Here is a 26,477-nt window from a genome sequence, read left to right as displayed (position 1 = left end):
CATGAAGTACCTGTGGGAGCGAGCTTGCTCGCGATGGCGATATAACAGGCAACAGAGATGTTGAATGTTATGGCCTCATCGCGAGCAAGCTCGCTCCCACATTGTTTTTTGGTGTTTGGGGATTGTGTTCATCCCCGCCGATCCAGCAAATTCACCACCAGCCGATCCACCCATCCCCACACCCGCTGCTTGACCCGTCGCCATAATGGCCGGCGTTGCCATTCCTCAAGACTGACCCTTTGACTCAGGGCAAAGTCCTTCTCGAAACTTGCCGCCACCGCCAGGGTCAGCGTTGGGTCGAGGGCTTCCAGATTGGCTTCCAGGTTGAAGCGCAGATTCCAGTGATCGAAATTGCACGAGCCAATGCTCACCCAGTCATCGATCAGGACCATTTTCAGGTGCAGGAAACACGGCTGGTATTCGAAGATCTTCACCCCGGCCTTGAGCAGGCGTGGGTAATAGCGATGCCCGGCGTAGCGCACCGACGGGTGATCGGTGCGCGGCCCGGTCAGCAGCAGGCGCACATCGATGCCCCGGGCGGCGGCCTTGCGCAGCGAACGGCGGACTTTCCAGGTCGGCAGGAAGTAAGGCGTGGCCAGCCAGATTCGCCGCTGACCGCTGTTCAAGGCACGAAACAGCGACTGCAAAATGTCCCGGTGTTGCCTTGCGTCGGCATACGCCACCCGGCCCATCCCTTCGCCCATCGACGGCACCCGTGGCAAGCGCGGTAAACCGAAGTGTGAGGCAGGTTTCCAGGCACGGCGGTGGCGGTTGGCGATCCATTGACGGTCAAACAGCAACTGCCAGTCGAGCACCAGCGGACCGATGATTTCCACCATCACTTCATGCCACTCGCTGGTGTCATGGCCTGGCGTCCAGAACTCGTCGGTGACACCCGTGCCACCGACCACCGCCAGCGTCTGATCGACCAACAGCAACTTGCGATGGTCGCGGTAAAGATTGCGCACCCAGCGCCGCCAGCTCAACCGATTATAGAAACGCAGCTCCACGTCAGCTTCGATCAAGCGCCGCCGCAGGCTCAGAGTGAACGCCAGGCTGCCGTAATCATCGAACAGGCAACGTACGCGCACACCGCGCTCAGCCGCTTGCACCAGCGCCTGAACCAGCGCCTCGGCGCAGACGCCCGCCTCCACCAGGTACAGCTCCAGTTCAACCTGTTCCCGTGCATTGGCAATCGCCGCCAGCATCCGTGGGAAAAACTGCGGCCCGTCAATCAACAGCTCATAGCGATTGCCTTCGCGCCAGGGAAACACTGCGCCCTTCATGTCAGCGCGCCGTGAAAATCAGTACCGCACCCACCGGTACCGACAAACTGATGGCCGACAGACCGGCGACTGTGCGCAGAGTTTCCAGCCCTGGCAGCAGATCGAAATCCGCAGCGTTGAGTACCAGCGGTTCCAGGGTCACCACTTGAAAGCGTCGATCATCGAGCCGTGTCGCCAGCAACTCGACGTTGTAATCCTGCTCTTTGCCATGAAGGCTGATGGTGAGCGGCAAGCGCAGTTCGAGTTGCGCGCCGGGGGCCAGGTCTTTGATCGGCCGCAGATCGATCTGCGCGCTGATCAGCGCTTCAGGGAACGTCTTGATCTCGAACAGCTCCTTGCGCATGCGCTCATCGCGCAGCGCAATTCCACTGTTGACCGACTCCAGTTCGACCTGCACTTGCGCCTGGCCTTTGGCGTCGACCTTGCCATGCAGCACCAGAAAACGCTGAACTTCGGAAAGGCTGGCGTTCTTGGTGGAAATAAACGACAAACGTGAGGACTCTCCGTCCAGGTACCAGTCGGCGTGTGCAGGCAAGGTAACGAAAGCTAACGGCAGCAAAGCCAGGGTTGTGCAGCAAAACCGCTTGAACATAAACACTCATGGGCAAGTAAACCTGAGCCGAACCTTAGCCTGAGTGAACGCGCTTGCAAACTGCACAAGTCAAAAGATCGCCCCTATGGAGTCAACCGGCAACCCTGACGCGCACCGATCCATGCGGCGGTATGGCTGCGTCCCATGCCGCTGGCCGTCACACGCTTGTTTGGAGCGTCATCGAGAAACCCGCTAATGGGTACGTACTGCTTCACATAGCCTTGGCAATAGTCCGCCGGGTTGTTCTCGACGTAACGACACGAGCAATATTCCTTGGCGGTGTAGGCGCTGATGATGTCCGGGAAGGCCCATAACGCAACCCGCTCCTGCCAGATCCAGCCGAGCAACACGGCGATCAACAACAGCAACACGCTGAGCCTTGGTCGACGGCGAATAAAACCGAGGTTCATGGCTGCACCTTCTGCGCAAATGCCGCCAGTACCAGCCTGAGCAATTCGTTATGCCGGTAACTGCCGTCGCGATCATCGCCGTAACGCACGATCACCAGATTCTCGCTGGGCACCACATACAGCGCCTGCCCCCAATGGCCGAGTGCGGCGAAGGTGTCATCAGGTGCGTCCTCCCAGGGCCTCTCGGCGCCGTCAACCGCACGATTGAGCCACCAATGCCCCCCGGGAACGGCTTCATCCTGATTGGCTTTGAAGCGATTGAACGGTTGGCGGTTGAACTCGACCCAGTCCTTTGGCAGCAACTGCCGGTTACCCCAGCGACCGTCGCGCTGCATCAGCAGGCCAATCCGCGCCAGATCGCGAGCCGTCATATAGGTATAGGACGAGGCAACAAAAGTCCCTGTGGCATCGGTCTCCCAAACTGCACTGCGAATGCCCAAGGGACCGAACAATGCGCTCCATGGATAGTCGGCGTAGCGTTGCGCACCGACCATGGTCTTCAGCGTTGCGGACAGCAGATTGCTGTCACCGCTGGAATAACGAAACGCCTCGCCCGCTGCGCTGAACTCGTCATGGGCGGCGGCGAACGCTGCAATGTCCTGGCGTCCATGGGTGTAGAGCATCGCCACCACTGAAGAATTCAGCGGCGCATATTCATAATTTTCCTGCCAGTCCAACCCCGAGGCCCAATGCAGCAGATCGGCGATGGAAACATTCGGATGGCTTTGCAAGGGTGGATAAAACTTCGCTGCCGGGTCCTGCAATTTGAACAAGCCTTCGCCATAGGCCACGCCCAGCACCGCGGCCATCAGGCTTTTGCTGACGGACCAGGTCAGGTGCGGTGTGTCAGCCGTCGTGGCGCCGGCGTAACGTTCGTAGATCAATTGCCCGTCACGAATCACCAGCAAGGCATCGGTACGAACGCCTTTGCGGGTAACGTCGTCGCGCGGCGTAAAGGCATATTCTTCCAACGCCTGAAGCGCCGGCCCAGTGGTTTTCGGGCCGGGCGACCAGTGCTCGGCAGGCCAGTTTTCCGCCAGAACAGGAAGACTGACCAGCAACATGAACAGCAGAGGCAGGCGTTTGAACACGGCAGACGCTCATAGGGATTAACCCTCTGAGCGTAGTCGAGATAAATGACAGTTCGAGAAATGCGCTGTCAGTGAGACCGTCATCGCGAGCAAGCTCGCTCCCACAGGGAACTATGTAGAACATGGATCTGCGGCACGCCACCATCCAGTGTGGGAGCAGCCGGTCGACGCTCGATTGCTCGCGATGGGGGCCTTCAATTCAGCGAAGATCCCGCCAACGCCTTGGCCAACCGCTTGGCTCGCGCGCCCGCCGCCAGCTCCAGCACCGCCTGATCGCGTTTCCACAACGCTGCCCATTGCGGCGGTCCGTCGGCAAAGGCTTCATTGAGCGACGCCTTGAGCCCTTCGAACTGTGCAAACAGCCCACCCAGCAACACATGCCCGGCGCTACTGTTCGGCGGTTGGCGGCTGGCTTCCGCGCACCCGGCCAACAGCGCCAGCAACTGCAGTTGCAGACCTTGCGGCCACTCGCTGTCGCGACCGACACCGAACAACCAGGCACTCATGGCGCTGAGTACATAGATGTCTTCAAGGGTGCGGAACGGTTTGACGTACGCGTCCCATCCATCGCCGGCGAGCAGTTCACACAGCGCGTTGTCCAGATACAGCCGACCGTGACTGATGTCCGGCATCAACGCGATTGCCGGAAGCTTTTCAACCCGTACGCCAGGCTCGCCGGGATACACCACCGCCAGGCTCAAACGCGGTGACTGGCCCGCCTCCTCGCTGCGCGCGGCAATCAGCAGCCAATCCGCCGCATCGCCAGCGGTGACGAAATCCTTGCGTCCGCTCAAACGCAAATCCGCGAGGCGGGTTTGCATGTCCGCCGGGCGCAGGCTGCGCTGTTCGGTCGCACACAATGCCCCCAGACTGGGTGGTGCGCTGGGCCACAGCATGCGCAACGCAGCCTGGTAACCCACCAGAAAGGCCAACCCCGGCGTTGCCATCATCCGCCCGCCGCGCACCGCCAACTCGAACGGCGTCACCGCGCCCAACACATGCAGCAACGTCGCATAACCCTCTGCCAGATCAAGGTTTTCGGGCTGGCGCTGGTCGCAGTTCAACAGGGCTTGCCATGGCATAAACGGATCCTCAAGGGCTGTCACACAAGCATCACCAAAGCTTCATGGCGATGACACCGGGGCTACATAGCCTGACTTTGCACAACAAAGTCGATCGACTGCAACCCAAGACGGGTGAGCAGCCCGTACGGAGATTCGCAATGACTCAGATCGCCCGCATCAGCGACACCGGCAATGAACGCCGCCTGCAAGCCGAACGCCTGATCGGCGCGCAAGCTTTGCAGGAAGCCCAGGCCCTGCGCTTCAACGTTTTCAGCGGCGAGTTCAACGCCAAGCTCAAAGGCGCAGAGTTGGGTCTGGACATGGATGACTATGATGTTCACTGCGCGCACATCGGTGTACGCGATTTGAATACCGGACGCCTGGTAGCAACCACGCGTTTGCTCGACCACCAGGCCGCCAGCAGCCTGGGGCGTTTTTACAGTGAAGAAGAATTCAGCCTGCACGGCCTGGTGCATTTGCAAGGGCCGATCCTGGAAATCGGTCGCACCTGTGTCGACCCGGCCTACCGCAACGGCGGCACCATCGCCGTGCTCTGGGGCGAACTGGCCGAAGTGCTGAATCAGGGCGGCTATAGCTACCTGATGGGTTGCGCGAGCATCCCGATGCAGGACGGCGGGATTCAGGCCCAGGCGATCATGCAGCGCTTGCGTGAACGTTATCTATGCACCGAACACCTGCGTGCCGAGCCGAAAAAACCGCTGCCGGCCCTCGACATCCCGTCCAACGTGATCGCCGAAATGCCGCCACTGCTCAAGGCCTACATGCGCCTGGGCGCGAAGATCTGTGGCGAGCCGTGCTGGGATGAGGATTTCCAGGTCGCCGACGTGTTCATCCTGCTCAAGCGCGACGAACTGTGCCCGCGTTACGCCAAACACTTCAAGGCGGCCGTGTAATGCGCCGGTTACGGGTGTACGCGCGGATCGCGCGAGTGCTGCTGGTGGTTGCGCTGGGCTTGAGCATGGCCAGCGTGTTCGGGCTGTTCGAGCGCATGGGCGTGGCCAACTCGATGGTCCGGCGCCAACGCTGGTCGCGGTTTTTCATGACCCGGTTGAGCAATGCCCTGCCCTTTCGCGTGACGGTTCACGGCGAACTGCCGCAACAACCGATGCTCTGGGTCAGCAACCATGTGTCGTGGACCGACATCCCGCTGTTGGGCATGCTCACGCCGCTGTCCTTTCTATCCAAGGCCGAAGTACGCACCTGGCCGGTGGCTGGCTGGCTCGCGGCCAAGGCCGGCAGCCTGTTCATACGTCGGGGTTCGGGTGACAGCCAGTTGATTCGCAAACAGATGAGCCGTCATCTTGAACAAGACCATCCGCTGCTGATGTTCCCGGAAGGCACCACCACCGACGGTCGCTCGTTGCGCACCTTCCACGGTCGCTTGTTGTCCGCTGCCATCGACGCAGACGTGGCGCTGCAACCGGTGGCCGTTCGTTATCTGCGCGACGGCCAGATCGACCCGCTCGCACCGTTCATTGGCGATGACGACCTGCTCTCACACCTGATGCGCTTGTTCGCCAACGATCAGGGTGACGTCGAAATCCACCTGCTCAAACCGATTGCCTGCCACGGCCAGGAACGTGCGGCGCTGGCCTTTGCGGCGCAGCAAGCGGTGCAGAAGGCGCTGTTTGGAGCGTTGCCAGAAACACAGCCAACTCCGTTACGTCCGGCCATAGCCGCTTGACGCTGTACCCTGTGGGAGCGAGCTTGCTCGCGATAGCGGTTTGTCAGTCACCGACAATGTTGGCTGTCAGGCCCTCATCGCGAGCAGGCTCGCTCCCACATTAGTTTCGCGGCGTTGCAGCGAATGCCTGCAACTGCGGATAGAACAACCGGAAATCATCACTCAACGGTTCATACAACCGTCGCAGTTCATCCATCGCCGCGGCCAGTTCTTCAGGCCGCGACAGGCGCCGTGAAATCCCCCGCAGCACCTGGTCCAGCACCGCAAATTCCCGATAAGAACCGAGCCAGTCATTCGCTGCCATGTACGGAGCGATCTGCGCCAGCCGCCCCGGCAACTGCGGTTCGGCGGCCAGCACCCGATAGACATCCGAAGTGAAACGCGAAAGCGGCAGGTCGGCATACAACGCCCAGTCCCGCGCCAGGCAATGATCGAAAAACACATCGAGCACGATGCCGGCGTACCGCCGTCGCGTCAGCGTAAACCGCGACAGCGCCACATCGACCAACGGATGGCGGTCGGTAAACACGTCGATGCTGCGATGCAACTGAATGGCCGCTTCGATCTCTGGATTGAACTGCCCATGCAGCTGACCCTTGACGAAATCGCCATACAAACTGCCGAGCAATTGACCGGGACGCTGGCCACCGAGGTGAAGATGTGCGAGATAGTTCATGCCGCGTAGCTTAGCACCGCGCCATCCATATCGTTATAACTCGATATACCGATTTAGGCTGACCTCAGACCAAAATCATATTTGTATATCGCGAAATACCGATTTAAAGTTCGCTTCATCGCGATATAACGTTTTACCCAACCCGAGCACTGCCATGTCCACCATCGACCTCGACGAAATAATAAAAGCCCTGGCACACCCAGTACGGCGAGAAATCCTGCACTGGCTCAAAGACCCGACCGTCGAATTCCCCGACCAGTCCCACAGCAACGAGCACGGTGTCTGCGCCGGGCAGATCGATCAACGTTGCGGCTTGTCGCAGTCCACTGTTTCCGCCCATCTGGCGACCCTGCAACGCGCCGGCCTGATCAGCAGCCGTAAAGTCGGCCAGTGGCATTTTTTCAAACGCAACGAGGAAACCATTCAGGAATTCCTCCGCACCTTCAGCAAAGAGCTCTGACCCTTTACGTCAGTACGCCGATAAGGAATCAACAATGCCCCTCTCGCTCCTCATTCTGGCCCTAAGCGCCTTCGCCATCGGCACCACTGAGTTCGTCATCATGGGCTTGCTGCCCGATGTGGCGGCCGACCTCGGTGTGTCGATCCCCGGTGCTGGCTGGCTGGTGACCGGCTACGCCCTGGGCGTCGCCGTCGGTGCGCCGTTCATGGCAATGGCCACCGCCAAATTGCCACGCAAGGCTGCGCTGGTCGCGTTGATGGGCATTTTCATCGTCGGCAACCTGCTCTGCGCCCTGGCCAGTGATTACGAGGTGCTGATGTTCGCCCGTGTCGTCACCGCCCTGTGCCATGGTGCGTTCTTCGGTATCGGCTCAGTGGTGGCGGCAGGTCTGGTGCCCGCCAACAAACGTGCTTCGGCGGTTGCCCTGATGTTCACCGGCCTGACCCTGGCCAACGTGCTTGGCGTACCGCTGGGCACTGCGCTGGGTCAGGAAGCCGGCTGGCGTTCGACCTTCTGGGCGGTAACCGTAATCGGTGTGATTGCGCTGATCGGCCTGATCCGCTTCCTGCCGGCCAAACGCGACGAAGAAAAACTCGACATGCGTGCCGAACTGGCCGCCCTCAAAGGCGCCGGGATCTGGCTGTCGCTGAGCATGACCGTACTGTTCTCCGCGTCCATGTTCGCCCTCTTCACTTACGTCGCACCGCTGCTGGGCGACGTCACCGGAGTTTCGCCCAAAGGCGTGACCTGGACTCTGCTGCTGATCGGCCTCGGCCTGACAGTGGGCAATATCATCGGCGGCAAACTGGCGGACAAGCGCCTGGCCGCGACCTTGATCGGCGTGTTCATTTCCATGGCGGTGGTCTCGACCGCGCTGAGCTGGACCAGCGTCGCCGTGATTCCGACCGAAATCACGCTGTTCCTTTGGGCCACCGCCGCCTTCGCCGCCGTACCGGCGCTGCAAGTCAACGTGGTGACCTTCGGCAAAGCCGCGCCAAACCTGGTGTCGACCCTGAACATTGGCGCTTTCAACCTTGGCAACGCCTTGGGTGCCTGGGTCGGCGGCAGCGTCATCGCCCACGGTTTCGGGCTGGCCAGCGTGCCCCTTGCGGCCGCTGCGCTGGCGATCCTGGCGCTGCTGGTGACGCTGATTACTTTCCGTCAGAGCGGCAATGCCGAGCTGGCTCCTGCTACTAACTGATCACTAACGAGGGTTGTATCCCATGACGACTATTTTCGATCCGATCAAACTTGGCGACCTGCAACTGGCGAACCGCATCATCATGGCGCCGCTGACCCGCTGCCGCGCTGACGAAGGCCGAGTGCCAAACGCGCTGATGGCTGAATACTACGTGCAGCGCGCCTCTGCCGGCCTGATCCTCAGCGAGGCCACTTCGGTCACGCCGATGGGCGTCGGCTACCCGGACACCCCGGGCATCTGGTCCAATGACCAGGTCCGTGGCTGGAGCAACGTGACCAAAGCGGTCCACGGCGCCGGCGGCAAAATCTTCCTGCAACTGTGGCACGTTGGCCGGGTTTCCCACCCTTCCTACCTGAACGGCGAAGCGCCGGTTGCACCAAGCGCCATCCAGCCAAAAGGCCACGTCAGCCTGGTTCGCCCACTGGCCGACTTCCCAACGCCGCGCGCACTGGAAACCGCTGAAATCGCCGACATCGTCGACGCTTACCGCGTCGGTGCGGAAAACGCCAAAGCCGCCGGTTTCGACGGCGTGGAAATCCACGGCGCCAACGGCTACCTGCTCGACCAGTTCCTGCAAAGCAGCACCAACCAGCGCACCGACAACTATGGTGGCTCCCTGGAAAACCGTGCTCGCCTGTTGCTGGAAGTGACCGACGCCGCGATCGAAGTCTGGGGCGCGGGCCGCGTAGGCGTGCATCTGGCTCCACGCGCCGACTCCCATGACATGGGCGACGACAACCTGACCGAAACCTTCACCTATGTCGCTCGCGAACTGGGCAAACGCGGCATCGCGTTCATTTGCTCCCGCGAGAAAGAAGCCGGCGACAGCCTCGGCCCACAACTCAAAGAAGCCTTTGGTGGCCCGTACATCGCCAACGAGCGTTTCACCAAAGACAGCGCCAACGCCTGGCTCGCCAGTGGCAAGGCCGATGCGGTTGCCTTCGGTGTGCCGTTCATTGCCAACCCGGACCTGCCGGCGCGTTTGCAGGCCGATGCGCCGTTGAACGAAGCGCGTCCGGAACTGTTCTATGGCAAAGGGCCGGTCGGTTATATCGACTATCCAACGCTGTAAGTAAATCGCGCTAAAAACAAAAGCCCCGACTCTCGCGAGCCGGGGCTTTTGGCATTTTGATCATTTCAGGGCTAGCGCTTGCGCTGCCCTCACGCCACCGCCAGACCGCTCAAGCAAATGATGGCGATCCCGGCAATCGCAAAGCTATTCAAAATCTGGTTACTCACACTCATTCACAAACCCGCAACAAATTCCCTACAAAATACGTAGCTCGCTATCTATCAACTTGGCGAGCGTGCGTATATAAAAGCACTCCATCGTAACAAGGCGAACGAAGACAAGATCTTCGCTCGCCTTATGTGTTGACACAACCGGACTCAATTACGCATTTTGTCGAAGGCTTGGGCTAAAGCGCAGCATGTCCAGCCCGGTATCGACCCAACGCGCGGCTTCAGCGTGCAGCTGGAAGCTGTCAGGCGCCAACAGCCATTGGTACAGAATACCGTCGATATAGGCATGAACGCTGATCGCCGCGCGGGCCGCGTCAAGCGTGTCCGGGAGCTGGCCCCGTTTCATCGCATTACGCAACGCCAGTTCGATACGCACATTGCAATCCAGGCTGACCGCACGGCGCTGCTGGCGCAGATCACACATTTCATCGGTGAATTCGCACTTATGAAACAGAATCTCATTGATGCGTCGAGTCTTCGGGTCCAGGGCAACTTGATGAAACAAATGAATCAGCAGTTTGCGCATGCATCCCAGCGGATCCGCTTCGTCTTCACTTTCGCTCGCCCTGGCCATCTCATCCAGCGGCTCATGCAAGCTGTCGAGCATGGCCTGAACCAGATCCGCCTTGTTGCTGAAATGCCAGTAGATGGCCCCACGCGTAACGCCGGCCAGGGTGGCGATATCCGCCAGCGTCGTGCGCGCCACGCCCCGTTCGTAAAAGGCTTTCTCTGCCGCTTCGAGTATCTGGCTTCGGGTTTCTTGAGCTTCCTCTTTAGTGCGACGGACCATGCCAGTAAAACCTCAATCAGGAATGCTTCAGCGATGTCTGTGCACCGTCTGAACAAATGTGGGGCGAGCTCTCTGGGTCTCGTCCCCGGCCTACAATTCATGCCTTGCATCGACTTTTGTAACCGGGTGGGTACTGAGCAAGGCTATTTACAAACAACCATGAACGTAAGTATATTCCTTAGCAAGCTACTTATCCACCCGGCACAGTTTTTTTACCTTTCCACCTTTCTTGTGCGCATTTAGCGCGCCTGACCCGAGGATCTTCATGCAATTCAAGCCAGCTGTTACCGCTCTGGTTACTGCCGTCGCCCTGGCATCGCTGCTCAGCGGATGTAAAAAGGAAGAGGCGGCCCCCGCCGCTCCAGCCCCTCAGGTCGGCGTCGTAACCCTTCAACCTCAAGCCTTTACCCTGACATCCGAACTGCCGGGCCGCACCACGGCCTACCGCATCGCGGAAGTTCGCCCTCAGGTCAATGGCATCATTCTCAAGCGCCTGTTCAAAGAAGGCGGCGAAGTGAAGGAAGGCCAACAGCTTTATCAGATCGATCCTTCGGTCTATGAAGCCACGCTGAACAGTGCGCAAGCCAATCTGCAATCGACCAAGTCGATTTCCGATCGCTACAAACAACTGGTCAACGAGCAAGCCGTAAGCCGTCAGGAATACGACACGGCCGTGGCCAACCGGTTGCAATCGGAAGCGGCCCTGAAAAGCGCGCAGATCAATGTGCGCTACACCAAGGTTTACGCGCCGATTTCCGGTCGCATCGGCCGCTCTTCGGTCACCGAAGGTGCGCTGGTCAACAATGGTCAGGCCGACGCCATGGCCGTGATCCAGCAACTGGACCCGATCTACGTCGACGTTACCCAGTCCTCGGTCGAGCTGCTGGAACTGCGCCGCGAACTGGAAAGCGGTCGTCTGCAAAAGGCTGGCGAGAATGCCGCCATGGTCAAGCTGACTCTCGAAGACGGCAGCCAGTACAAGCAACAGGGCAAGCTTGAGTTCTCTGAAGTGTCGGTCGACCAGACCACCGGTTCCGTGACCTTGCGCGCGGTGTTCCCGAACCCTGACCACACCCTGCTGCCGGGCATGTTCGTTCATGCACAGCTGCAAGCCGGTGTGAACGCGGCGGCGATTCTTGCTCCGCAACAAGGCGTGACTCGCGACCTAAAAGGCACGCCAACCGCTCTGGTGGTCGGTGCGGACAACAAGGTCGAACTGCGCCAGCTCAAGGCCAGCCGCACCGTTGGCAGCCAATGGCTGGTTGAAGACGGCCTCAAGGCCGGCGATCGCTTGATCACCGAAGGTCTGCAGTTCGTCAAACCGGGCGTTGTCGTCAAAGTCAGCGACGCCACTAACGTAGCCACGAAAGACCCGGCCCCTGCGCAGGCAACAAACAAAGTAGCAGGCGGCAAAGGGGAGTAAATCATGTCGAAATTTTTTATCGACCGTCCGATTTTCGCCTGGGTAATTGCCCTGGTGATCATGTTGGTCGGGGCTCTATCGATCCTCAAATTGCCGATCAACCAGTACCCGAGCATCGCCCCGCCGGCGATCGCCATTTCCGTCACCTACCCGGGCGCTTCTGCACAGACCGTGCAGGACACCGTGGTGCAGGTGATCGAGCAGCAGCTCAACGGTATCGATAACCTGCGTTATGTGTCCTCGGAAAGTAACTCCGACGGCAGCATGACCATTACCGCGACCTTCGAGCAGGGCACCAGCTCCGACACCGCGCAGGTCCAGGTCCAGAACAAACTGAACCTGGCCACCCCGCTGCTGCCACAAGAAGTGCAGCAACAGGGTATCCGCGTGACCAAGTCCGTGAAAAACTTCCTGATGGTCATCGGCGTGGTCTCGCGCGACGGCAGCATGACCAAGGACGACCTGTCCAACTACATCGTTTCGAACATGCAGGACCCGATCTCGCGGACTGCGGGTGTCGGTGACTTCCAGGTGTTCGGAGCCCAGTACGCCATGCGTATCTGGCTCGACCCGGCCAAGTTGAACAACTTCAACCTGACCCCGGTCGATGTCAAAACCGCCATCGCCGCGCAGAACGTCCAGGTCTCCTCCGGCCAGCTCGGCGGCCTGCCAGCCCTGCCCGGTCAGCAACTGAACGCCACGATCATCGGCAAGACCCGCTTGCAGACGGCCGAGCAGTTCAAGGAAATCCTGCTTCGGGTCAACAAGGACGGCTCACAGGTTCGCCTGTCTGACGTCGCCGATGTCGGCCTCGGTGGCGAGAACTACAGCATCAGCGCCCAGTTCAACGGCAGCCCGGCTTCCGGTCTTGCGGTGAAACTGGCCAACGGTGCCAACGCCCTCGACACCGCCAAAGCCCTGCGCAAGACCATCAACGACCTCAAGCCGTTCTTCCCGGAAGGGATGGAAGTGGTGTTCCCGTACGACACCACGCCAGTGGTAACCGAGTCGATCAAGGGTGTGGTTGAAACCCTGGTCGAAGCGATCGTGCTGGTGTTCCTGGTGATGTTCCTGTTCCTGCAAAACTTCCGTGCCACGGTCATCACGACCATGACCGTACCGGTGGTTCTGCTGGGTACGTTCGGGATCCTCGCGGCGTTCGGTTTCAGCATCAACACCTTGACCATGTTCGGCATGGTGCTCGCCATCGGCTTGCTGGTGGACGATGCCATCGTCGTGGTGGAAAACGTCGAACGGGTAATGAGCGAAGAAGGACTGTCACCCAAGGAAGCCACCAAGAAATCCATGGGCCAGATCCAGGGTGCACTGGTCGGTATCGCCCTGGTTCTGTCGGCGGTACTGCTGCCGATGGCGTTCTTCAGCGGTTCGACCGGGGTGATCTACAAGCAGTTCTCGATCACCATCGTGTCGGCCATGGCGTTGTCGGTCATGGTGGCCTTGATCTTCACCCCGGCGCTTTGCGCCACCATGCTCAAGGCGATTCCGAAAGGCGAGCACGGCGTTCCGAAACGCGGCTTCTTCGGCTGGTTCAACCGCAACTTCGACCGTAGCGTCAGAAGCTACGAGCGCGGTGTCGGCAACATGCTCAAGCACAAGGCCCCGTTCCTGCTGGCCTACCTGGTCATCGTGGTCGGCATGATCTGGCTGTTCGCGCGGATCCCGACAGCGTTCCTCCCGGAAGAAGACCAGGGCGTACTGTTTGCCCAGGTCCAGACCCCGGCCGGCTCCACCTCCCAGCGTACCCAAGTGGTCGTGGACGAGATGCGAGAATTCCTGCTGCGTCCTGGCAAGGATGGCGGTGAAGGCGATGCGGTGAACTCGGTGTTTACCGTGACCGGCTTCAACTTCGCCGGTCGTGGCCAGAGTTCGGGCATGGCGTTCATCATGCTCAGACCATGGGACGAACGTAACGCCGACAACAGCGTGTTCAAGGTCGCTGCCCGCGCCCAACAACACTTCTTCACCTTCCGTGACGCCATGGTGTTCGCCTTCGCGCCACCTGCGGTACTGGAACTGGGTAACGCTACCGGCTTCGACGTGTTCCTGCAGGACCGCGCCGGCATCGGTCACGACAAGTTGATGGCTGCCCGCAACCAGTTCCTCGGCATGGCGGCGCAGAGCAAGGTGCTGTCGCAGGTGCGTCCGAACGGCCTGAACGACGAGCCGCAATACCAACTGGAAATCGATGACGAAAAAGCCAGCGCCCTGGGCGTCACGATGAGCGATATCAACAACACCCTGTCGATTGCGCTGGGCAGTAGCTACGTCAACGACTTCATCGACCGTGGTCGAGTGAAAAAGGTTTACGTACAAGGCCAGCCAGGTGCTCGCATGAGCCCTGAAGATCTGAAGAAATGGTACGTACGCAACAGCCAGGGCACCATGGTTCCGTTCTCCGCGTTCGCCAGGGGCGAGTGGATCTACGGCTCGCCGAAGCTGGCGCGTTACAACGGCGTAGAGGCGATGGAAATCCTCGGTGCTCCGGCGCCTGGTTACAGTACCGGTGAGGCGATGGCCGAAGTCGAAGCCCTGGCCCAGAAACTGCCGGCCGGTGTCGGTATTTCCTGGACCGGTCTGTCATACGAGGAACGTCTGTCCGGCTCGCAAGCACCTGCGCTGTACGCCTTGTCGTTGCTGATGGTCTTCCTCTGTCTGGCGGCGCTGTACGAAAGCTGGTCGATTCCGATTGCGGTGATGTTGGTTGTACCGCTGGGGATCATCGGTGCCCTGCTCGCTACCAGCCTGCGCGGCCTGTCCAACGACGTGTACTTCCAGGTAGGTCTGTTGACGACCATCGGTCTGGCGGCGAAAAACGCCATTCTGATTGTCGAGTTTGCCAAGGAACTGCATGAACAAGGGCGCAGCCTGGCGGACGCCGCCATCGAAGCGTGTCGGATGCGTCTGCGACCGATCATTATGACCTCGTTGGCCTTCGTCCTCGGCGTGGTACCTCTGGCCATCTCCACCGGCGCAGGTTCGGGTAGCCAGCATGCGATCGGTACCGGGGTCATCGGCGGTATGCTGACGGCCACGGTTCTGGCGATCTTCTGGGTCCCACTGTTCTTTGTCACCGTGTCGTCGATGGGTCAACGCAAAACTGCGGATCAGGATGACGGCGCTATAGAAACTCCTAAAGAGGCTGGCCAATGAGCAAGTCGCTACTCTCCCTAGCCGTCGCCGCGTTCGTGCTCGGTGGCTGCTCGCTGATACCAGATTATCAGCAGCCCGCGGCACCGATTGCGGCGCAATACCCACAAGGTCCGGCGTACTCGCCGGCCCAGGCCGCGAACCAGGCAGCCGCCGAACAAGGCTGGAAGCAGTTTTTCCATGACCCGGCGCTGCAACAGCTGATCCAGACCGCTCTGGAAAACAACCGCGACCTGCGTGTCGCGGCGCTGAACATCGACGCCTTTGCGGCTCAATACCGCATCTCGCGCGCCGACCTGTTCCCGGCCGTCTCGGCGACCGGCACCGGCAGCCGTCAGCGGATTCCGGCGCGAGCCTCGCAGACCGGTAAAGAGGCCATCAGCGCCAGCTACTCGGCTACCGTGGGCGTCAGCGCCTATGAACTCGACCTGTTCGGTCGCGTTCGCAGCCTGAACGAACAAGCGCTGCAAAACTACTTCGCCACTGAAGAGGCACGCCGCAGCACCCAGATCAGCCTGGTGGCCAGCGTGGCCAACGCTTATCTGACCTGGCAGGCCGACAAGGAACAGCTGAAACTGTCCCAGGACACCCTCGCCACCTTCGAAGAAAGCTACCGGCTCACCAGCCGTAGCAACGAAGTCGGCGTGGCTTCGGCGCTGGACCTGAGCCAGTCGCGTACGGCCGTGGAGACTGCCCGGGTACAACAGGCGAAATTCACTCGCCTGGTTGCCCAGGATGAAAACAGCCTGGCGCTGCTGTTGGGCACCGGCATACCGGCCAACCTGGCAGCGAGCCAGCCGTTGTCCGATGATCTGCTCAGCGAAGTGCCAGCCGGTCTGCCGTCCGACCTGCTGCAACGTCGCCCGGACATTCTTGAAGCCGAACACAAGCTCAAGGCCGCCAACGCCAACATCGGCGCGGCACGGGCAGCGTTCTTCCCGAGCATCAGCCTGACCGCCAATGCCGGCACCCTCAGCCCAGACCTCTCCGGTCTGTTCAAGGGTGGTTCGGGGACGTGGCTGTTCCAGCCGCAAATCAACCTGCCGATCTTCAATGCCGGTAGCCTGAGCGCCAGCCTGGATTACTCGAAAATCCAGAAAGACATCACGATCGCGCAGTACGAGAAGTCGATCCAGACCGCCTTCCAGGAAGTCTCTGACGGCCTCGCCGCACGCCTGACCTTCAACGAACAGTTGCAGGCCCAGCGTGATCTGGTTGCCGCCAACCAGAACTACTACCGCCTGGCCGAGCGTCGCTACCGCATCGGTGTCGACAGCAACCTGACCTTCCTCGACGCCCAGCGTCAGTTGTTCAGCGCACAGCAATCGTTGATCACCGACCGCCTGTCACAACTGGTCAGCGAAGTGAACCTGTACAAGGCACTGGGTGGTGGCTGGAACGCGCAAACCGCGAAGAACGAACCGGTGAAAGAAGAAGCACCGAAGCTGAAGATGTTCTGATAGCAATGTTCTGAAGCAAAAACGAAGCCCACCATTTGGTGGGCTTTTTTTTGAGTTGTGTCCCGCGTAGGAGCCTGCGCCCGATTCACCGCCAATTCGGCCAGAGAAATCATCTGCTGAATCGCCAGCGCGGTATTTCGTTGATCGTTCCCATGCTCTGCGTGGGAATGCCTCTAGGGACGCTCCGCGTCCAGTGACGCGGAGCGTCACGGGCTGCATTCCCACGCGGGAGCGTGGGAACGATCAGCGTTTTGGCGTGCTACTGCGGTGAGTCCGGTGGATCGAGGTGATCCAGCGCTCGATTCACCGCCAGTTCGGCCAGAGAAATCATCTGTTGAATCGCCAGCGCGGTATTGCGCTTGGGGCCTTCGAGGTCGAACGCCAGATCGCTGGCCATGACATTGGCCGAGGCGAGGGTCTCGCAGGCGTGGGCCAGCAGGGTTTCGCTGTCGACGTCGGGGGCGATCACGAAAATGCAGCCGGGGCGTCGGTCGGCTAACAATTGCTTGGTCTCGGGCAGCACCAGGTAATGGTCGAGCGCGCGGTGCGCGGCGGCGTGTAGCTCTTTTGAATCGAGAGAGGCGTAGGGGGAAACAGTGTCGGTTTCTGGAGGATTTGGCGTAGGTTTGAACATTGGGGGTCATCCGTAAGTAGGGCTGCAACCATTGCGCTACTAAACGAAATGTATGGTCAGCCCATCTCCTACAACCACGAGCGATGAGCGGTAAAGCATGCTTGCGCTAATGTATCCGGGCTCATGGTCGGCAGTTTTGCCGTCTGGCCCTTGATGAGTAGTCGCTCCTGCCTGTCCTTAAAAAGGGTGCCAGCTTCGAGAGCTGTCTCGTTTACCAGGTTTTCATGCAGGAGTTGAGCTGTTTATCGTCATCATCTTGTCGTCGCAAAAGCCGGTAGTGAATTTCGATCAAGCCATGGATTGTGGGTTGTAGCTAACTCCGCGAGCTAAAACAGCCCATACGATCCTTGCCAATTTATTGGCCAAGGCGCAGGCGACTTTGTTCGGGTGCTTTCGTATCAGTAGGCCTCTGCACCAAGTCCCTAAAGCATCGGTACGTTTATCTATGTGCACCAGAACTGCACGCGAGCCTTGAATCATAAGCTTTCGAAGGTATTTATCACCTCGTTTACTGATGTTCAAAAGGACGGTTTGATCGCCTGTTGAATACTGCCTCGGCACCAGTCCCAGCGAAGCGGCGAAGTCTCGCGATGGGCGAAAATTGGAAGCGTCGCCGACGTCGGCCAGCAGCGCGCTAGCGATGATAGGGCCGATGCCGGGGATGCTCATCAGGCGTGTTCCCGCATCATCAGTGTCCACTTGCTCTTTGATACTTCGGTCAATCGCCTTAATCTCGTCGTTGAGCCGTTTCATCTCTTCCAGTAGATGTTCAATAAAGGACTTCAGCTGTTGCGGTAACTCTGCGGTAGGGTCGTCCAGAATTTGGTGAACCTGATTCATAGCCGCTTTTGTTGCAGGTAGTGCGATCCCGAACTCAAGTAAGAACCCGTGAATGCGATTTATCGTTTGAGTCCGGTGGCCTACCAGCGCCTCCCGTAGACGGTGCTGGGTCGATAGCACTTGCTGTTCCACGGTTTTGATGGCGACGTAACGCGTTTTAGGACGGGATGCGGCTTCGCAGATGGCCTCAGCGTCGATGTAGTCGTTTTTGTTGCCGGTGACGTAAGGTTTTACATGCTGCGGCGCGATCAATTTCACTTGATGACCGAAGGACAAGAGCTTCCTGGCAAGCCAGTGTGAACCGCCACAAGACTCCATCGCTATGGTGCAGGGCTTCAACCTTGCGGCAAACTCAAGCAAGCGGCTGCGATTGAATTTCTTGCGCAATACTTCCTTGCCTTTGGCGTCGTGCCCTATGAGATGAAAGGTACTTTTTCCAATATCCAGGCCGAGCAAGTCCAAGGTGTCCATGAGAGGTCTCCGCAAGTAAGTGAGAACCCCGGTAAGTTTAGATTTATCGGGGTTCCCGTACTGGGCTGACCATCTCATTAGGGTGGCAGCTGTGCGCAAGTTAGTAGACCGGGTAACCCACCAAAACCGGCGCGCCCGAGGGCGCCATGCGCACAGCTACCATCAAGTGCAGGGAAGCCCTGACTGGATGACGCTCATGCAGCCGTTGGAAAGTTAACGCGGGCTACTAAACCCGATCACTGATGAGCAGTGACACGGAAACAATAGAGGCGACGACCAAAGCGCACAAGCCGGCGGATTCTGGCGCAGGTGTAGGCCGTGACGCAAGGCGCTGTAGCCTCTGATGGGCACTGCGTAGGCAAGCTTAAACACCCGTAGCAGCTGCCGAGCCCGCGAGGCTGCGTTCGGCCGCGAAGCGGTCGTAAAATCAGGCAACACGTTTTTTCAGACGTACCGCGTATACAGGATTTGCGAGGACTGCGTCCTCGAACGCAGCCTCGCAGGCTCGACAGCTGCTACGGGTCGCGTTACGGCTTAACTGACTGGTATTAGCCTTTATCACCGTTTTTTATGGGGCCCATTTCAACTGACAGAACGCCTCAACCTCCAACCCCATTGACCAGAAACACCGGTTCTTCCAGATAGTGGAGTCCCAGCCGGTTTTCGAACAGTTCATCGCGTAATGCCGCGGTGGTGAAACAGCCCAGGCCCAGGGCGGTGGCCACCAGTGAAAAGGTCTGACTCAGATGCCCGGCATCCATCAGCGCCACCCGCAGTGCCCGGCTGAACTCGTACTTCCAGGACATCCGCTCGACCCGCGCTGTGGATACAAACACCGCCGCTGCACCCTTGATCCACGGCTGTTCGCCACAGGCTTCGCTGATCCAGACTCGCGGGTCTTCCCGTGACAGCAGCTCAAGCCCATGACGGCGTACCGAATAGTGGTAAAGACCGCGTTCGAAACCTTGCACATTCATCAGCACCGCATACACCTCGGTGCCCTGCAGCGAACCGCCGGCCGGTGAGGTTTTCTTCAGGAAATAATCCCCCATGCGGTTCTGTTCCATGACCGTCGCACCCCAGGAGTAGTAGAGCAACAGGGACAGATGCTGCGCGCTCAACGGTTGATCACTGAAGGTTCGCGATGTGCGGCGATCGCACAGCGAATCGAGCAACGCCGGTTGAGCGATCGCGCAGGAAGGCACCAGCAGCGGGTTTTCCAGGGCAATGAACGGATGGGACAAATAATCCTTGAACGCCGACGGCTGACGTCGCGCCGAAGCCTTTTGCTCAAGCTGCGTTTCCAGATCGCTGACGCTGATGTAGGGCGTGTGCGACCCGGTCCGGGTACTCAGGTAAAACTCCAGCGCCGCGTCCCAATGGGCCCAAAGGCTGGCCGGGTGGCTACGCTCAACGGAAGTGTCAGTACCAGATGGCGTCTCGACCGGCTGCAAGACACCCAGGCTGATCAGTTCCCGCAGGAACGCCAGATTGTCGTCCTGCTCGGGACTCTGCAAAACACCCGGCAGCAACAAGGCACTACCCAGCGTCTGAGGCGTCAGAAAATGGCGCAGCAACGGCAGAAACGCTACGCCAAACTCCAGATCCAGGTTGCACTGCCGATCGCGGATAAAAAACGACGCCGAGCCGACGCTGAGCCAAGTGTTTTCCCTGAGTTTCAACAGGGTTTGTGCCCCCTGCTCGGGTTGCGTTTGCCGCTCCTGCCGGTCACAGCCCTTCCAGAACAAGGTTTTGGGCTGCAGGGACTTGATCGCATTGATCAACGACAACAGCGCTCCGTCCTCAGCTTTGTGAGAAATGTCCCACTCCAAGGTGATCGCTTTCACCGGTGATGAATCAAACAAGTGACGCAAGATGTCCCAATCCCGCCGCGGATGGCCGGTATGTATTTCAATCAGCCGGTCCAGCGGCAGCGAACGCAAGTAGTTGTTCAGGTCGTAACCCAGGGATCTGGCGGTCGCGATCGCGCTGTCGAGGTCCAGCAGAAAGCCCGAGCCACTGCGCTCCACCACCCTGGAGATAAACGCTCCTTCAGATTGTTCTTGTGCATCGCGCAACGAAAACAACCGCGGCGCGTTTTCCAGAACCAGCAGCGTTGCCGTGAGGTCACGCAATTCAATGGCGTTGGCCACCACCGTGTCAGCCACCTCTTGGGCCAGGGTCGGTAAAATGAAGTGCTGAGTGTCACCACCGTGAAACCGTGACCAGGAAATATGCTCGGCCAGCCAGGGCGAGCGGGTTTTCTCGCACAGCCGCCGAGTCATTTGCAGAAACTCGCGGTCCATCGCGATGCCCACGCTGCCCAGGGACAAACTGGAAGAATGCAGCAAGCTCGGTACTTGCGCACCGAGCTCAAGCAGACGCGGTTCCAGAATGCAGTGCGTCGGTTGAAACTCGAGGTAATCGAAGTATGGCAAACCCTCAGCGAGAATCCGTTCGACGGTCGGGTCGAGCCCCTCCTCCGATAACTCATCCTGCAGCGTGTGCCGTGGCAAATGGTATTCCAGCCCGACGCCGGCCTCGGGAAATTGCGAAGCATCAAACATCGCCATGTTTGCCTCCCAGGCGTCAACCGGTCAGGCCCAGCATGCGATTAGCCCCCGCCGCAGCCCCCGATATCGCCAATAGCCCGGCGTATTGACTTTCCAGCGCTCTGACTTCTTTGATCAGGTTTCCCAGCAGTTGGCGCCCTTGAGGTGTGAAATCCGTGCTGGCGTCGAAATCGGGCAACGCCTTGATCAAGCCTTGCAGAATGAACACCAGCCGTTTTTGCGCCCGTTGCAGCTCATGAGGCGAGCGCGAGCGAACCCGTCCCAGGTATTTGACCAGCGCGACATACACGAAAAACGCATGGAAATAGCCATAGAGGTCACGCTTCTGCCCCGACCACGGCAAGGTGAACAACGCCTCCCGCGAGGTCTCATCCTTGACGACCGGGCACACTTCGACAATGTTGTAGAGCAACTGATGAGTGGCCTCATGCACCAGCGACTCTTCCAGATCGAGTATCGAATCATCCCGGCTTGATACGAGAATGATCCCGGTGAAGCGCGAAGCCGAACAGCTTCGAAATAAACCATCAGGCAAATAGCAAATGGACTTGACCAGTTTTCTAAACTGTTCGCGGCAGGCGGGCCACGTGTGTTCTATCCGCAACAAGGCAATATTCACCACATCGCAAAAAAAATGTACGGAATGACCATGACGCTCCAATTGTTTACGGGTGGCTTCATCTTCCGGAAATTCATAACTAGGCGGCGCCACTCTCGTCACCAACGGATCAACATCAAACCGATACACGGGAGGGCAATAATCATTCATGTGAACACTGTCGGTTTTTTTCACTCGCGCCAACATCAGTGGGAACTCGATCAACAGTTGCTCTAACGCATCGGTATTCGCCGCCTTTTTCGTGATGACCAAGTTGGCATAATGAGTGGTCAACACACTCCACACTTGAAACACCGGATCATTAATAATCACGCGCTGCTCGCGGGTCGGCGGCACGATAAGATTAAACGCCTGCTCGAAAAACTCCGCCACCTGCGGAGCATCGGGAAACAGTTGAAACAGTTCGGTGTACAGCGCAACAAAGCTTGTGTAGCGATTTCGACTGACACGCTCCAGCAATACTTCAAATCGTGAAAGCTCCGTGTCCGGCAGGAATGTCGTGCCCTGAAACAACTCGTCATCGGATAGCTCACGCAGACCACTGTTCCCGATTTCCATTTTTCAACCTTCCCTTAGGTAGGCGGCAACGGCTTCGCCATCGTCAGACTGGCGATGCCATACCCTGATTGTTCATAAAGACGACGCGCCGCAGCGTTGCGACCAAAGACATGCAGTCGCACTTCTTCGCATCCCGCCTGACGTGCCCAGGACTCGAGGGCCAACAGTGATTGCTTTGCATAACCCTGGCGGCGCTCTCCGGGGTCAATGTAAATATCCAGAATGAAGGCACTCTTGCCGGCACCGGTGCGTCGCTCGGCGACCCACAACTCGCCAATGCGACGCTCTTGATCCTTGATCACCCAGAGCTGGTTTTTTTCAGTCAGTCGCCCTTGCGGCAATAATTGCTCGAATACACTTCGGGCCTTTTGCACCGCTTCCTCCCGGGCCCATTCACCCGCGACGAGCATACCGTCGCCATATTCGGCAACGGCTCTTTCGGCGAACCTGACAAAGTCCGCGTTATCCATTGGAGCCAAGGTGACAGACATCAGTCATTCACTCCGCGCTCGACCGCTTTGCTTCATGACATTTCATAAAGCCATTCGGCGTACCACCGTGAAAGACCCACCTTTCGGGGCACGCCAAATGACATCACCGGCCTTTAATCCATGCGCGCTTGCTGTTGCTGTACATCAAACACCGCACGTATACCCAAATTGCTTCGGATACCGGCAGAGGCGGCCGTCAGTTTTGCAGCGTCAATGCCTTTAACCGCCGCAATTTCATCAGCACTTAGATGCACACCGATATTTTTAGCTGCCGTGGCAGGATCATTGTGAAGTGCATCGGCAAACCCCGGATCCAGCACGGCACGTCCAACAACCGTGGCCAGGGTCTGCTGATTGACTTTATTGCTCATGGTACTTCTCCTTGTTATTTCCGCATGACGAAAACGTACCTCCTGACGACGCATGAGACTTTTCCTTGCCCGCCCTGAGGACTTTGAATATAGCAAGGCCTCTGCTCTTTTCCAGCCATACCCATGGCTCCCTTTAAACCGTTTCACGATAATCGATAACACCGTTTCTTAAGGCTAACTGGCGATTATCGACAGTCGTTTAATGACAGTAATAACTGTAGGAAACCGCTTACAACCAAAGTAATAAGCACTTCTATTTAACAGCAGCCAAAGAACACCAGCGCCATTAATAGAACACAACGCCGAACACCCATTATTGACCCGGACAACTATGGGATTTAATTAACAATATTTCATACCGCCATGCGACCGGGCCGGTGTCGATTAGTGTTCGTTAATCGCCCAAAACCCCGTTCATCTGATTGAATCCCCTCGTCGATCCCCTGCACCATTCCCTCGCACCTACAAAAACCAAAAACAACAGGTTCGACACCATGATTGCGCACCCCGCCCGCTCCGGCTAATTACGCCGACCACGCCCTTCGCGAATTCTTTTTTTTGACTGCAACCCCAAGGTTGCGGCTGCGCCCTGCTGCATCCCTAACAATTAGAGAAACCGAGCACATGAAGCCATTCACTCTGACAACCGCCCTTATTCTGCCGAGCCTGCTGACCGCGACTCTGCCCGTCATGGCTCAGGAGTCGGGTTTTCTCGAAGACGCCAGCGCCAACCTGAACCTGCGCAACTTCTACTTCAACCGCAACTTTACAAACCCGACCCATGCGCAACACACGGCGGCAGAATGGACGCAAAGCTTCATCCTCGATGCCAAATCCGGGTTCACTCAGGGCACCGTCGGTTTCGGTATGGACGTATTGGGCCTGTACTCGTTGAAACTCGATGGCGGACGCGGCACCGGGGGCACGCAGTTACTGCCGCTGGACCACGATGGGCGCCCGGCCGATGACTTCGGGCGTCTGGGTGTGGCCTTCAAGGCGAAGCTGTCCCGGACCGAGTTGAAAGTCGGTGAGTGGATGCCGGTGTTGCCGATCCTGCGTTCGGACGATGGGCGTTCGTTGCCGCAAACCTTTCGCGGTGGGCAGATCACCTCGAAGGAAATCGACGGCCTGACGCTCTACGGTGGTCAGATGCGCGGCAACAGCCCGCGTGACGACAGCAGCATGAGCGACATGTCGATGACCGGCAAACCCGCCGTCACGTCCGACCGCTTCAACTTCCAGGGCGCCGAATACAGCTTCAACGACAAACGCACACAAATCGGGGTATGGAACGCCCAACTCAAGGACATCTACAGTCAGCAATTTATCAATCTGGTCCACTCCCAGCCGTTGGGTGACTGGACCCTCGGTGCCAACCTGGGCTTCTTCTATGGCAAGGAAGATGGCAGCGCACGGGCCGGCGACCTCGATAACAAAACCTGGTCCGGGCTGTTCTCGGCCAAATATGGTGGCAACACCTTCTATGTCGGCTTGCAGAAACTCACCGGCGACAACGCCTGGATGCGGGTCAACGGCACCAGCGGCGGGACGCTGGCCAACGATAGTTACAACTCGAGCTACGACAACGCCCAGGAGAAATCCTGGCAATTGCGCCACGACTACAACTTCGCCGCCGCCGGCATTCCCGGCCTGACCCTGATGAACCGCTACATCAGCGGTGACAACGTACACACCGGGACCGTCACCAACGGCAAGGAATGGGGCCGCGAGACCGAAGTCGGCTACACCGTGCAAAGCGGCAGCCTGAAAAACCTCAACGTCCGGTGGCGCAACTCGACCATGCGTCGGGATTACAGCAACAACGAATTCGACGAAAACCGCCTGATCGTCAGCTATCCGATCAACCTGCTCTGATTCGATAAAAATACCGCGAGTACATGAACCGTTCAGCACCGTTATGCTCCTATGGAGACTTCCATAGGAGCGACGGTCTTGCGGTGCGGTGAATAACTGCGCGCCGACAGTCTGCATTCATCCTGATCTGTCGTAGGCCAAAGCAAAATCATGAAACTGATCGCTGCTGTCTTATCAGTCCTTGCCCTTACGGTCGGCCTCAGCGGCTGCATCGGCCCGCCGATCGAATTGACCCCGAAGACCGAAGAGATTCTGCGCTCGACCCCGCCGATCCGTTTTCTGCTGACCTTCGACGACGGTCCAAGCGCGTCCGGTTTTTTCAATCCAACAACTGCCGTTCTCGACGTGCTGGCCAACAACCCGATTGAGCCGGGCATCAAGGCTGTGTTCTTCGTGCAGACACAGGCCTCCCGCGCCGGTGGCAGCGAACTGGGCCGCACAATCATGCGGCGTGAACATGCTGAAGGTCACATCCTGGGCTTCCATACCGCTACGCCGGGGCATACCAATCACCGCTCGCTCTCCCCGGAAGAACTCGAACGGTCGCTCACCCAAGGCTCTGCGGACATAGCGTCGATCACCGGCAGCCCGCCGATGCTGTTGCGCCCACCGTTCTGGAATTACGACAAGCGCACGTTCGCCGCCTATCAACAACATGGCTTGCAGGTGTTGCTGACCGACCTGAGCGCCAATGACGGCAAAATCTGGGGGTTCAATGGCAGCCCACGCCGACGTGCCAACATGCTGAGGCAAATGTCCGAGGTGCGCGAACGGATAGCGGCCGGAGAACTGCCGACGGTTGATGGCGTCATTCCGGTGGTGGTGACGTTTCACGACCTCAATCGCTACACGTCCTGGCATATGGAGGAGTATCTACAGATACTCCTCGACAGCGCCCGCGAGACGGGCGTGACCACCGCCACCAAACCTTTTTACGACGAACATGTAGCCTTGCGAGATGCGGCTCTGGCCCGCACGGTTCGTGATGCCAACCAACCGGTGCATTTGCCAGGCATTTGGAGTTGGTTCTGGGACAGCAACTCCCATTGAGGGCGCACCGTGTCAGGACCTGAGGTCGTTACTCGCGCGATTCAACGCCCAACTCGTCCCACACCGACTCGGCCAGGTGGAAGGTCGCATTGGCCGCCGGGATGCCGCAGTAGATCGCGCTCTGCATCAGCACTTCCTTGATCTCGGCGCGGGTGACGCCATTGTTCGCCGCGCAACGCAGGTGCATTTTCAGCTCTTCGTTGCGGTTCATGCCGATCAGCATGGCAATGGTGATCAGGCTGCGGGTGTGGCGTGGCAAGCCAGGGCGGGTCCAGATGTCACCCCAGGCGTGGCGGGTGATCATGTCCTGAAATTCCGAATTGAACTCGGTCAGGGTTGCCAGGCTGCGATCGACATGGGCATCGCCGAGCACTGCGCGACGCACTTGTATGCCGTCGGCGTAACGTTGTTTCTCGTCCACAAATCG

At 58.8% G+C, this 26,477-nt stretch carries 24 protein-coding genes and 1 pseudogene; 10 read left to right on the top strand and 15 right to left on the bottom strand.

All coding sequences use genetic code 11. From position 1 onward, the window contains the following. Window positions 1–128 precede the first annotated feature (128 nt). From AC1RKH_RS24680 to AC1RKH_RS24660, 5 genes are all read right to left on the bottom strand, one after another. Complete coding sequence (locus AC1RKH_RS24680) at window positions 129–1,286, bottom strand: phospholipase D-like domain-containing protein (protein WP_493063416.1); 1,158 nt, start codon at window positions 1,284–1,286, stop codon at window positions 129–131. Window position 1,287: 1 nt separating this feature from the next. Further along, on the bottom strand, window positions 1,288–1,878 hold the full coding sequence (locus AC1RKH_RS24675) for a YceI family protein (protein WP_493063415.1): 591 nt from the start codon (window positions 1,876–1,878) through the stop codon (window positions 1,288–1,290). An 83-nt stretch (window positions 1,879–1,961) separates the two neighbouring features. Beyond that, the gene (locus AC1RKH_RS24670; protein WP_123428189.1) at window positions 1,962–2,288 is read right to left on the bottom strand and encodes an amidase; all 327 of its coding nucleotides are present in this window, start codon (window positions 2,286–2,288) and stop codon (window positions 1,962–1,964) included. Next, on the bottom strand, window positions 2,285–3,379 hold the full coding sequence (locus AC1RKH_RS24665; protein WP_493063414.1) for a serine hydrolase domain-containing protein: 1,095 nt from the start codon (window positions 3,377–3,379) through the stop codon (window positions 2,285–2,287). The genes AC1RKH_RS24670 and AC1RKH_RS24665 overlap by 4 nt, the downstream gene beginning before the upstream one ends. A 194-nt stretch (window positions 3,380–3,573) precedes the next feature. Continuing rightward, window positions 3,574–4,461: an acyl-CoA dehydrogenase middle domain-containing protein gene (locus tag AC1RKH_RS24660; protein WP_493063413.1), complete on the bottom strand. Its 888-nt coding sequence runs from the start codon at window positions 4,459–4,461 to the stop codon at window positions 3,574–3,576. 140 nt (window positions 4,462–4,601) lie between these two features. Between AC1RKH_RS24660 and olsB the strand changes: the two genes are divergently transcribed. Together olsB and AC1RKH_RS24650 are read left to right on the top strand one after the other, a co-directional pair. Then, a complete protein-coding gene (gene olsB, locus AC1RKH_RS24655) occupies window positions 4,602–5,357 on the top strand; it encodes an L-ornithine N(alpha)-acyltransferase (RefSeq protein WP_123428195.1) in 756 nt (251 codons plus the stop codon). Next, window positions 5,357–6,148, top strand: coding sequence for a lysophospholipid acyltransferase family protein (locus tag AC1RKH_RS24650; RefSeq protein WP_123428197.1), 792 nt, complete (start codon window positions 5,357–5,359; stop codon window positions 6,146–6,148). Before olsB ends, AC1RKH_RS24650 begins: the two co-directional genes overlap by 1 nt. A gap of 100 nt (window positions 6,149–6,248) precedes the next feature. On the opposite strand, the gene AC1RKH_RS24645 is transcribed toward AC1RKH_RS24650, so the two are convergent. Then, window positions 6,249–6,824: an acyl carrier protein phosphodiesterase gene (locus AC1RKH_RS24645; protein ID WP_493063412.1), complete on the bottom strand. Its 576-nt coding sequence runs from the start codon at window positions 6,822–6,824 to the stop codon at window positions 6,249–6,251. A 154-nt stretch (window positions 6,825–6,978) separates the two neighbouring features. Here AC1RKH_RS24645 and AC1RKH_RS24640 point away from each other — a divergent pair, with 154 nt between their 5' ends. The 3 genes from AC1RKH_RS24640 to AC1RKH_RS24630 are packed head-to-tail and all read left to right on the top strand — an operon-like array spanning window position 6,979 to window position 9,557. Next, window positions 6,979–7,284, top strand: a complete 306-nt coding sequence (locus AC1RKH_RS24640; RefSeq protein WP_054596057.1) for an ArsR/SmtB family transcription factor — start codon at window positions 6,979–6,981, stop codon at window positions 7,282–7,284. Between the two features lie 34 nt (window positions 7,285–7,318). Beyond that, the gene (locus AC1RKH_RS24635; protein ID WP_493063411.1) at window positions 7,319–8,485 is read left to right on the top strand and encodes an MFS transporter; all 1,167 of its coding nucleotides are present in this window, start codon (window positions 7,319–7,321) and stop codon (window positions 8,483–8,485) included. Window positions 8,486–8,507: 22 nt separating this feature from the next. Beyond that, window positions 8,508–9,557 carry an alkene reductase gene (locus AC1RKH_RS24630; RefSeq protein WP_493063410.1) on the top strand — a complete coding sequence of 350 codons (1,050 nt, stop codon included), beginning with the start codon at window positions 8,508–8,510 and terminating at the stop codon, window positions 9,555–9,557. A gap of 321 nt (window positions 9,558–9,878) precedes the next feature. On the opposite strand, the gene emhR is transcribed toward AC1RKH_RS24630, so the two are convergent. Then, window positions 9,879–10,517, bottom strand: a complete 639-nt coding sequence (emhR, locus tag AC1RKH_RS24625; RefSeq protein WP_493063409.1) for an efflux system transcriptional repressor EmhR — start codon at window positions 10,515–10,517, stop codon at window positions 9,879–9,881. A gap of 265 nt (window positions 10,518–10,782) precedes the next feature. Between emhR and emhA the strand changes: the two genes are divergently transcribed. Genes emhA through adeC form a run of 3 tightly spaced genes read left to right on the top strand, consistent with a single transcriptional unit; the run spans window position 10,783 to window position 16,568 of the window. Further along, window positions 10,783–11,940 carry an efflux RND transporter periplasmic adaptor subunit EmhA gene (gene emhA / locus AC1RKH_RS24620; RefSeq protein ID WP_123428213.1) on the top strand — a complete coding sequence of 386 codons (1,158 nt, stop codon included), beginning with the start codon at window positions 10,783–10,785 and terminating at the stop codon, window positions 11,938–11,940. A 3-nt stretch (window positions 11,941–11,943) separates the two neighbouring features. After that, complete coding sequence (emhB, locus tag AC1RKH_RS24615; protein ID WP_493063408.1) at window positions 11,944–15,111, top strand: efflux RND transporter permease subunit EmhB; 3,168 nt, start codon at window positions 11,944–11,946, stop codon at window positions 15,109–15,111. Beyond that, window positions 15,108–16,568: an AdeC/AdeK/OprM family multidrug efflux complex outer membrane factor gene (gene adeC, locus AC1RKH_RS24610; protein WP_493063407.1), complete on the top strand. Its 1,461-nt coding sequence runs from the start codon at window positions 15,108–15,110 to the stop codon at window positions 16,566–16,568. The genes emhB and adeC overlap by 4 nt, the downstream gene beginning before the upstream one ends. Before the next feature lie 77 nt (window positions 16,569–16,645). Here adeC and AC1RKH_RS24605 read toward each other — a convergent pair. From AC1RKH_RS24605 to AC1RKH_RS24575, 7 genes and pseudogenes are all read right to left on the bottom strand, one after another. Then, window positions 16,646–16,711, bottom strand: a pseudogene (locus AC1RKH_RS24605) (DUF6124 family protein); the annotation flags it as partial. Between the two features lie 116 nt (window positions 16,712–16,827). Beyond that, window positions 16,828–17,202, bottom strand: a complete 375-nt coding sequence (locus tag AC1RKH_RS24600; protein ID WP_493063406.1) for a DUF6124 family protein — start codon at window positions 17,200–17,202, stop codon at window positions 16,828–16,830. 288 nt (window positions 17,203–17,490) lie between these two features. Then, window positions 17,491–18,513, bottom strand: coding sequence for an IS110 family RNA-guided transposase (locus AC1RKH_RS24595; RefSeq protein ID WP_493063405.1), 1,023 nt, complete (start codon window positions 18,511–18,513; stop codon window positions 17,491–17,493). Window positions 18,514–19,112: 599 nt separating this feature from the next. Then, window positions 19,113–21,086 (bottom strand): multinuclear nonheme iron-dependent oxidase, encoded by a 1,974-nt coding sequence (locus tag AC1RKH_RS24590; protein ID WP_493063404.1) that lies wholly within the window; start codon window positions 21,084–21,086, stop codon window positions 19,113–19,115. A 16-nt stretch (window positions 21,087–21,102) separates the two neighbouring features. Beyond that, on the bottom strand, window positions 21,103–22,263 hold the full coding sequence (locus tag AC1RKH_RS24585) for an aKG-HExxH-type peptide beta-hydroxylase (RefSeq protein WP_493063403.1): 1,161 nt from the start codon (window positions 22,261–22,263) through the stop codon (window positions 21,103–21,105). Window positions 22,264–22,277: 14 nt separating this feature from the next. Further along, entirely contained in the window at window positions 22,278–22,754 is a 477-nt protein-coding gene (locus tag AC1RKH_RS24580) for a GNAT family N-acetyltransferase (protein ID WP_493063402.1), read from the bottom strand. Between the two features lie 113 nt (window positions 22,755–22,867). Next, window positions 22,868–23,125 (bottom strand): Os1348 family RiPP precursor, encoded by a 258-nt coding sequence (locus tag AC1RKH_RS24575; protein WP_493063401.1) that lies wholly within the window; start codon window positions 23,123–23,125, stop codon window positions 22,868–22,870. A 690-nt stretch (window positions 23,126–23,815) separates the two neighbouring features. On the opposite strand from AC1RKH_RS24575, the gene AC1RKH_RS24570 reads away from it, so the two are divergent. Both AC1RKH_RS24570 and AC1RKH_RS24565 read left to right on the top strand, forming a co-directional pair. Further along, the gene (locus AC1RKH_RS24570) at window positions 23,816–25,000 is read left to right on the top strand and encodes an OprD family porin (RefSeq protein WP_493063504.1); all 1,185 of its coding nucleotides are present in this window, start codon (window positions 23,816–23,818) and stop codon (window positions 24,998–25,000) included. Window positions 25,001–25,150: 150 nt separating this feature from the next. Then, window positions 25,151–26,050 carry a polysaccharide deacetylase family protein gene (locus AC1RKH_RS24565; RefSeq protein ID WP_493063400.1) on the top strand — a complete coding sequence of 300 codons (900 nt, stop codon included), beginning with the start codon at window positions 25,151–25,153 and terminating at the stop codon, window positions 26,048–26,050. Window positions 26,051–26,078: 28 nt separating this feature from the next. Here the strand turns inward: AC1RKH_RS24565 and pcaC are convergent, their stop codons facing one another. After that, window positions 26,079–26,471, bottom strand: coding sequence for a 4-carboxymuconolactone decarboxylase (gene pcaC, locus AC1RKH_RS24560; RefSeq protein WP_493063399.1), 393 nt, complete (start codon window positions 26,469–26,471; stop codon window positions 26,079–26,081). Between the last annotated feature and the right edge of the window lie 6 nt (window positions 26,472–26,477).

It is taken from the genome of Pseudomonas sp. GW822-FHT06B12, from assembly GCF_058799675.1.
This window is presented reverse-complemented; position numbering and strand designations above follow the sequence as displayed.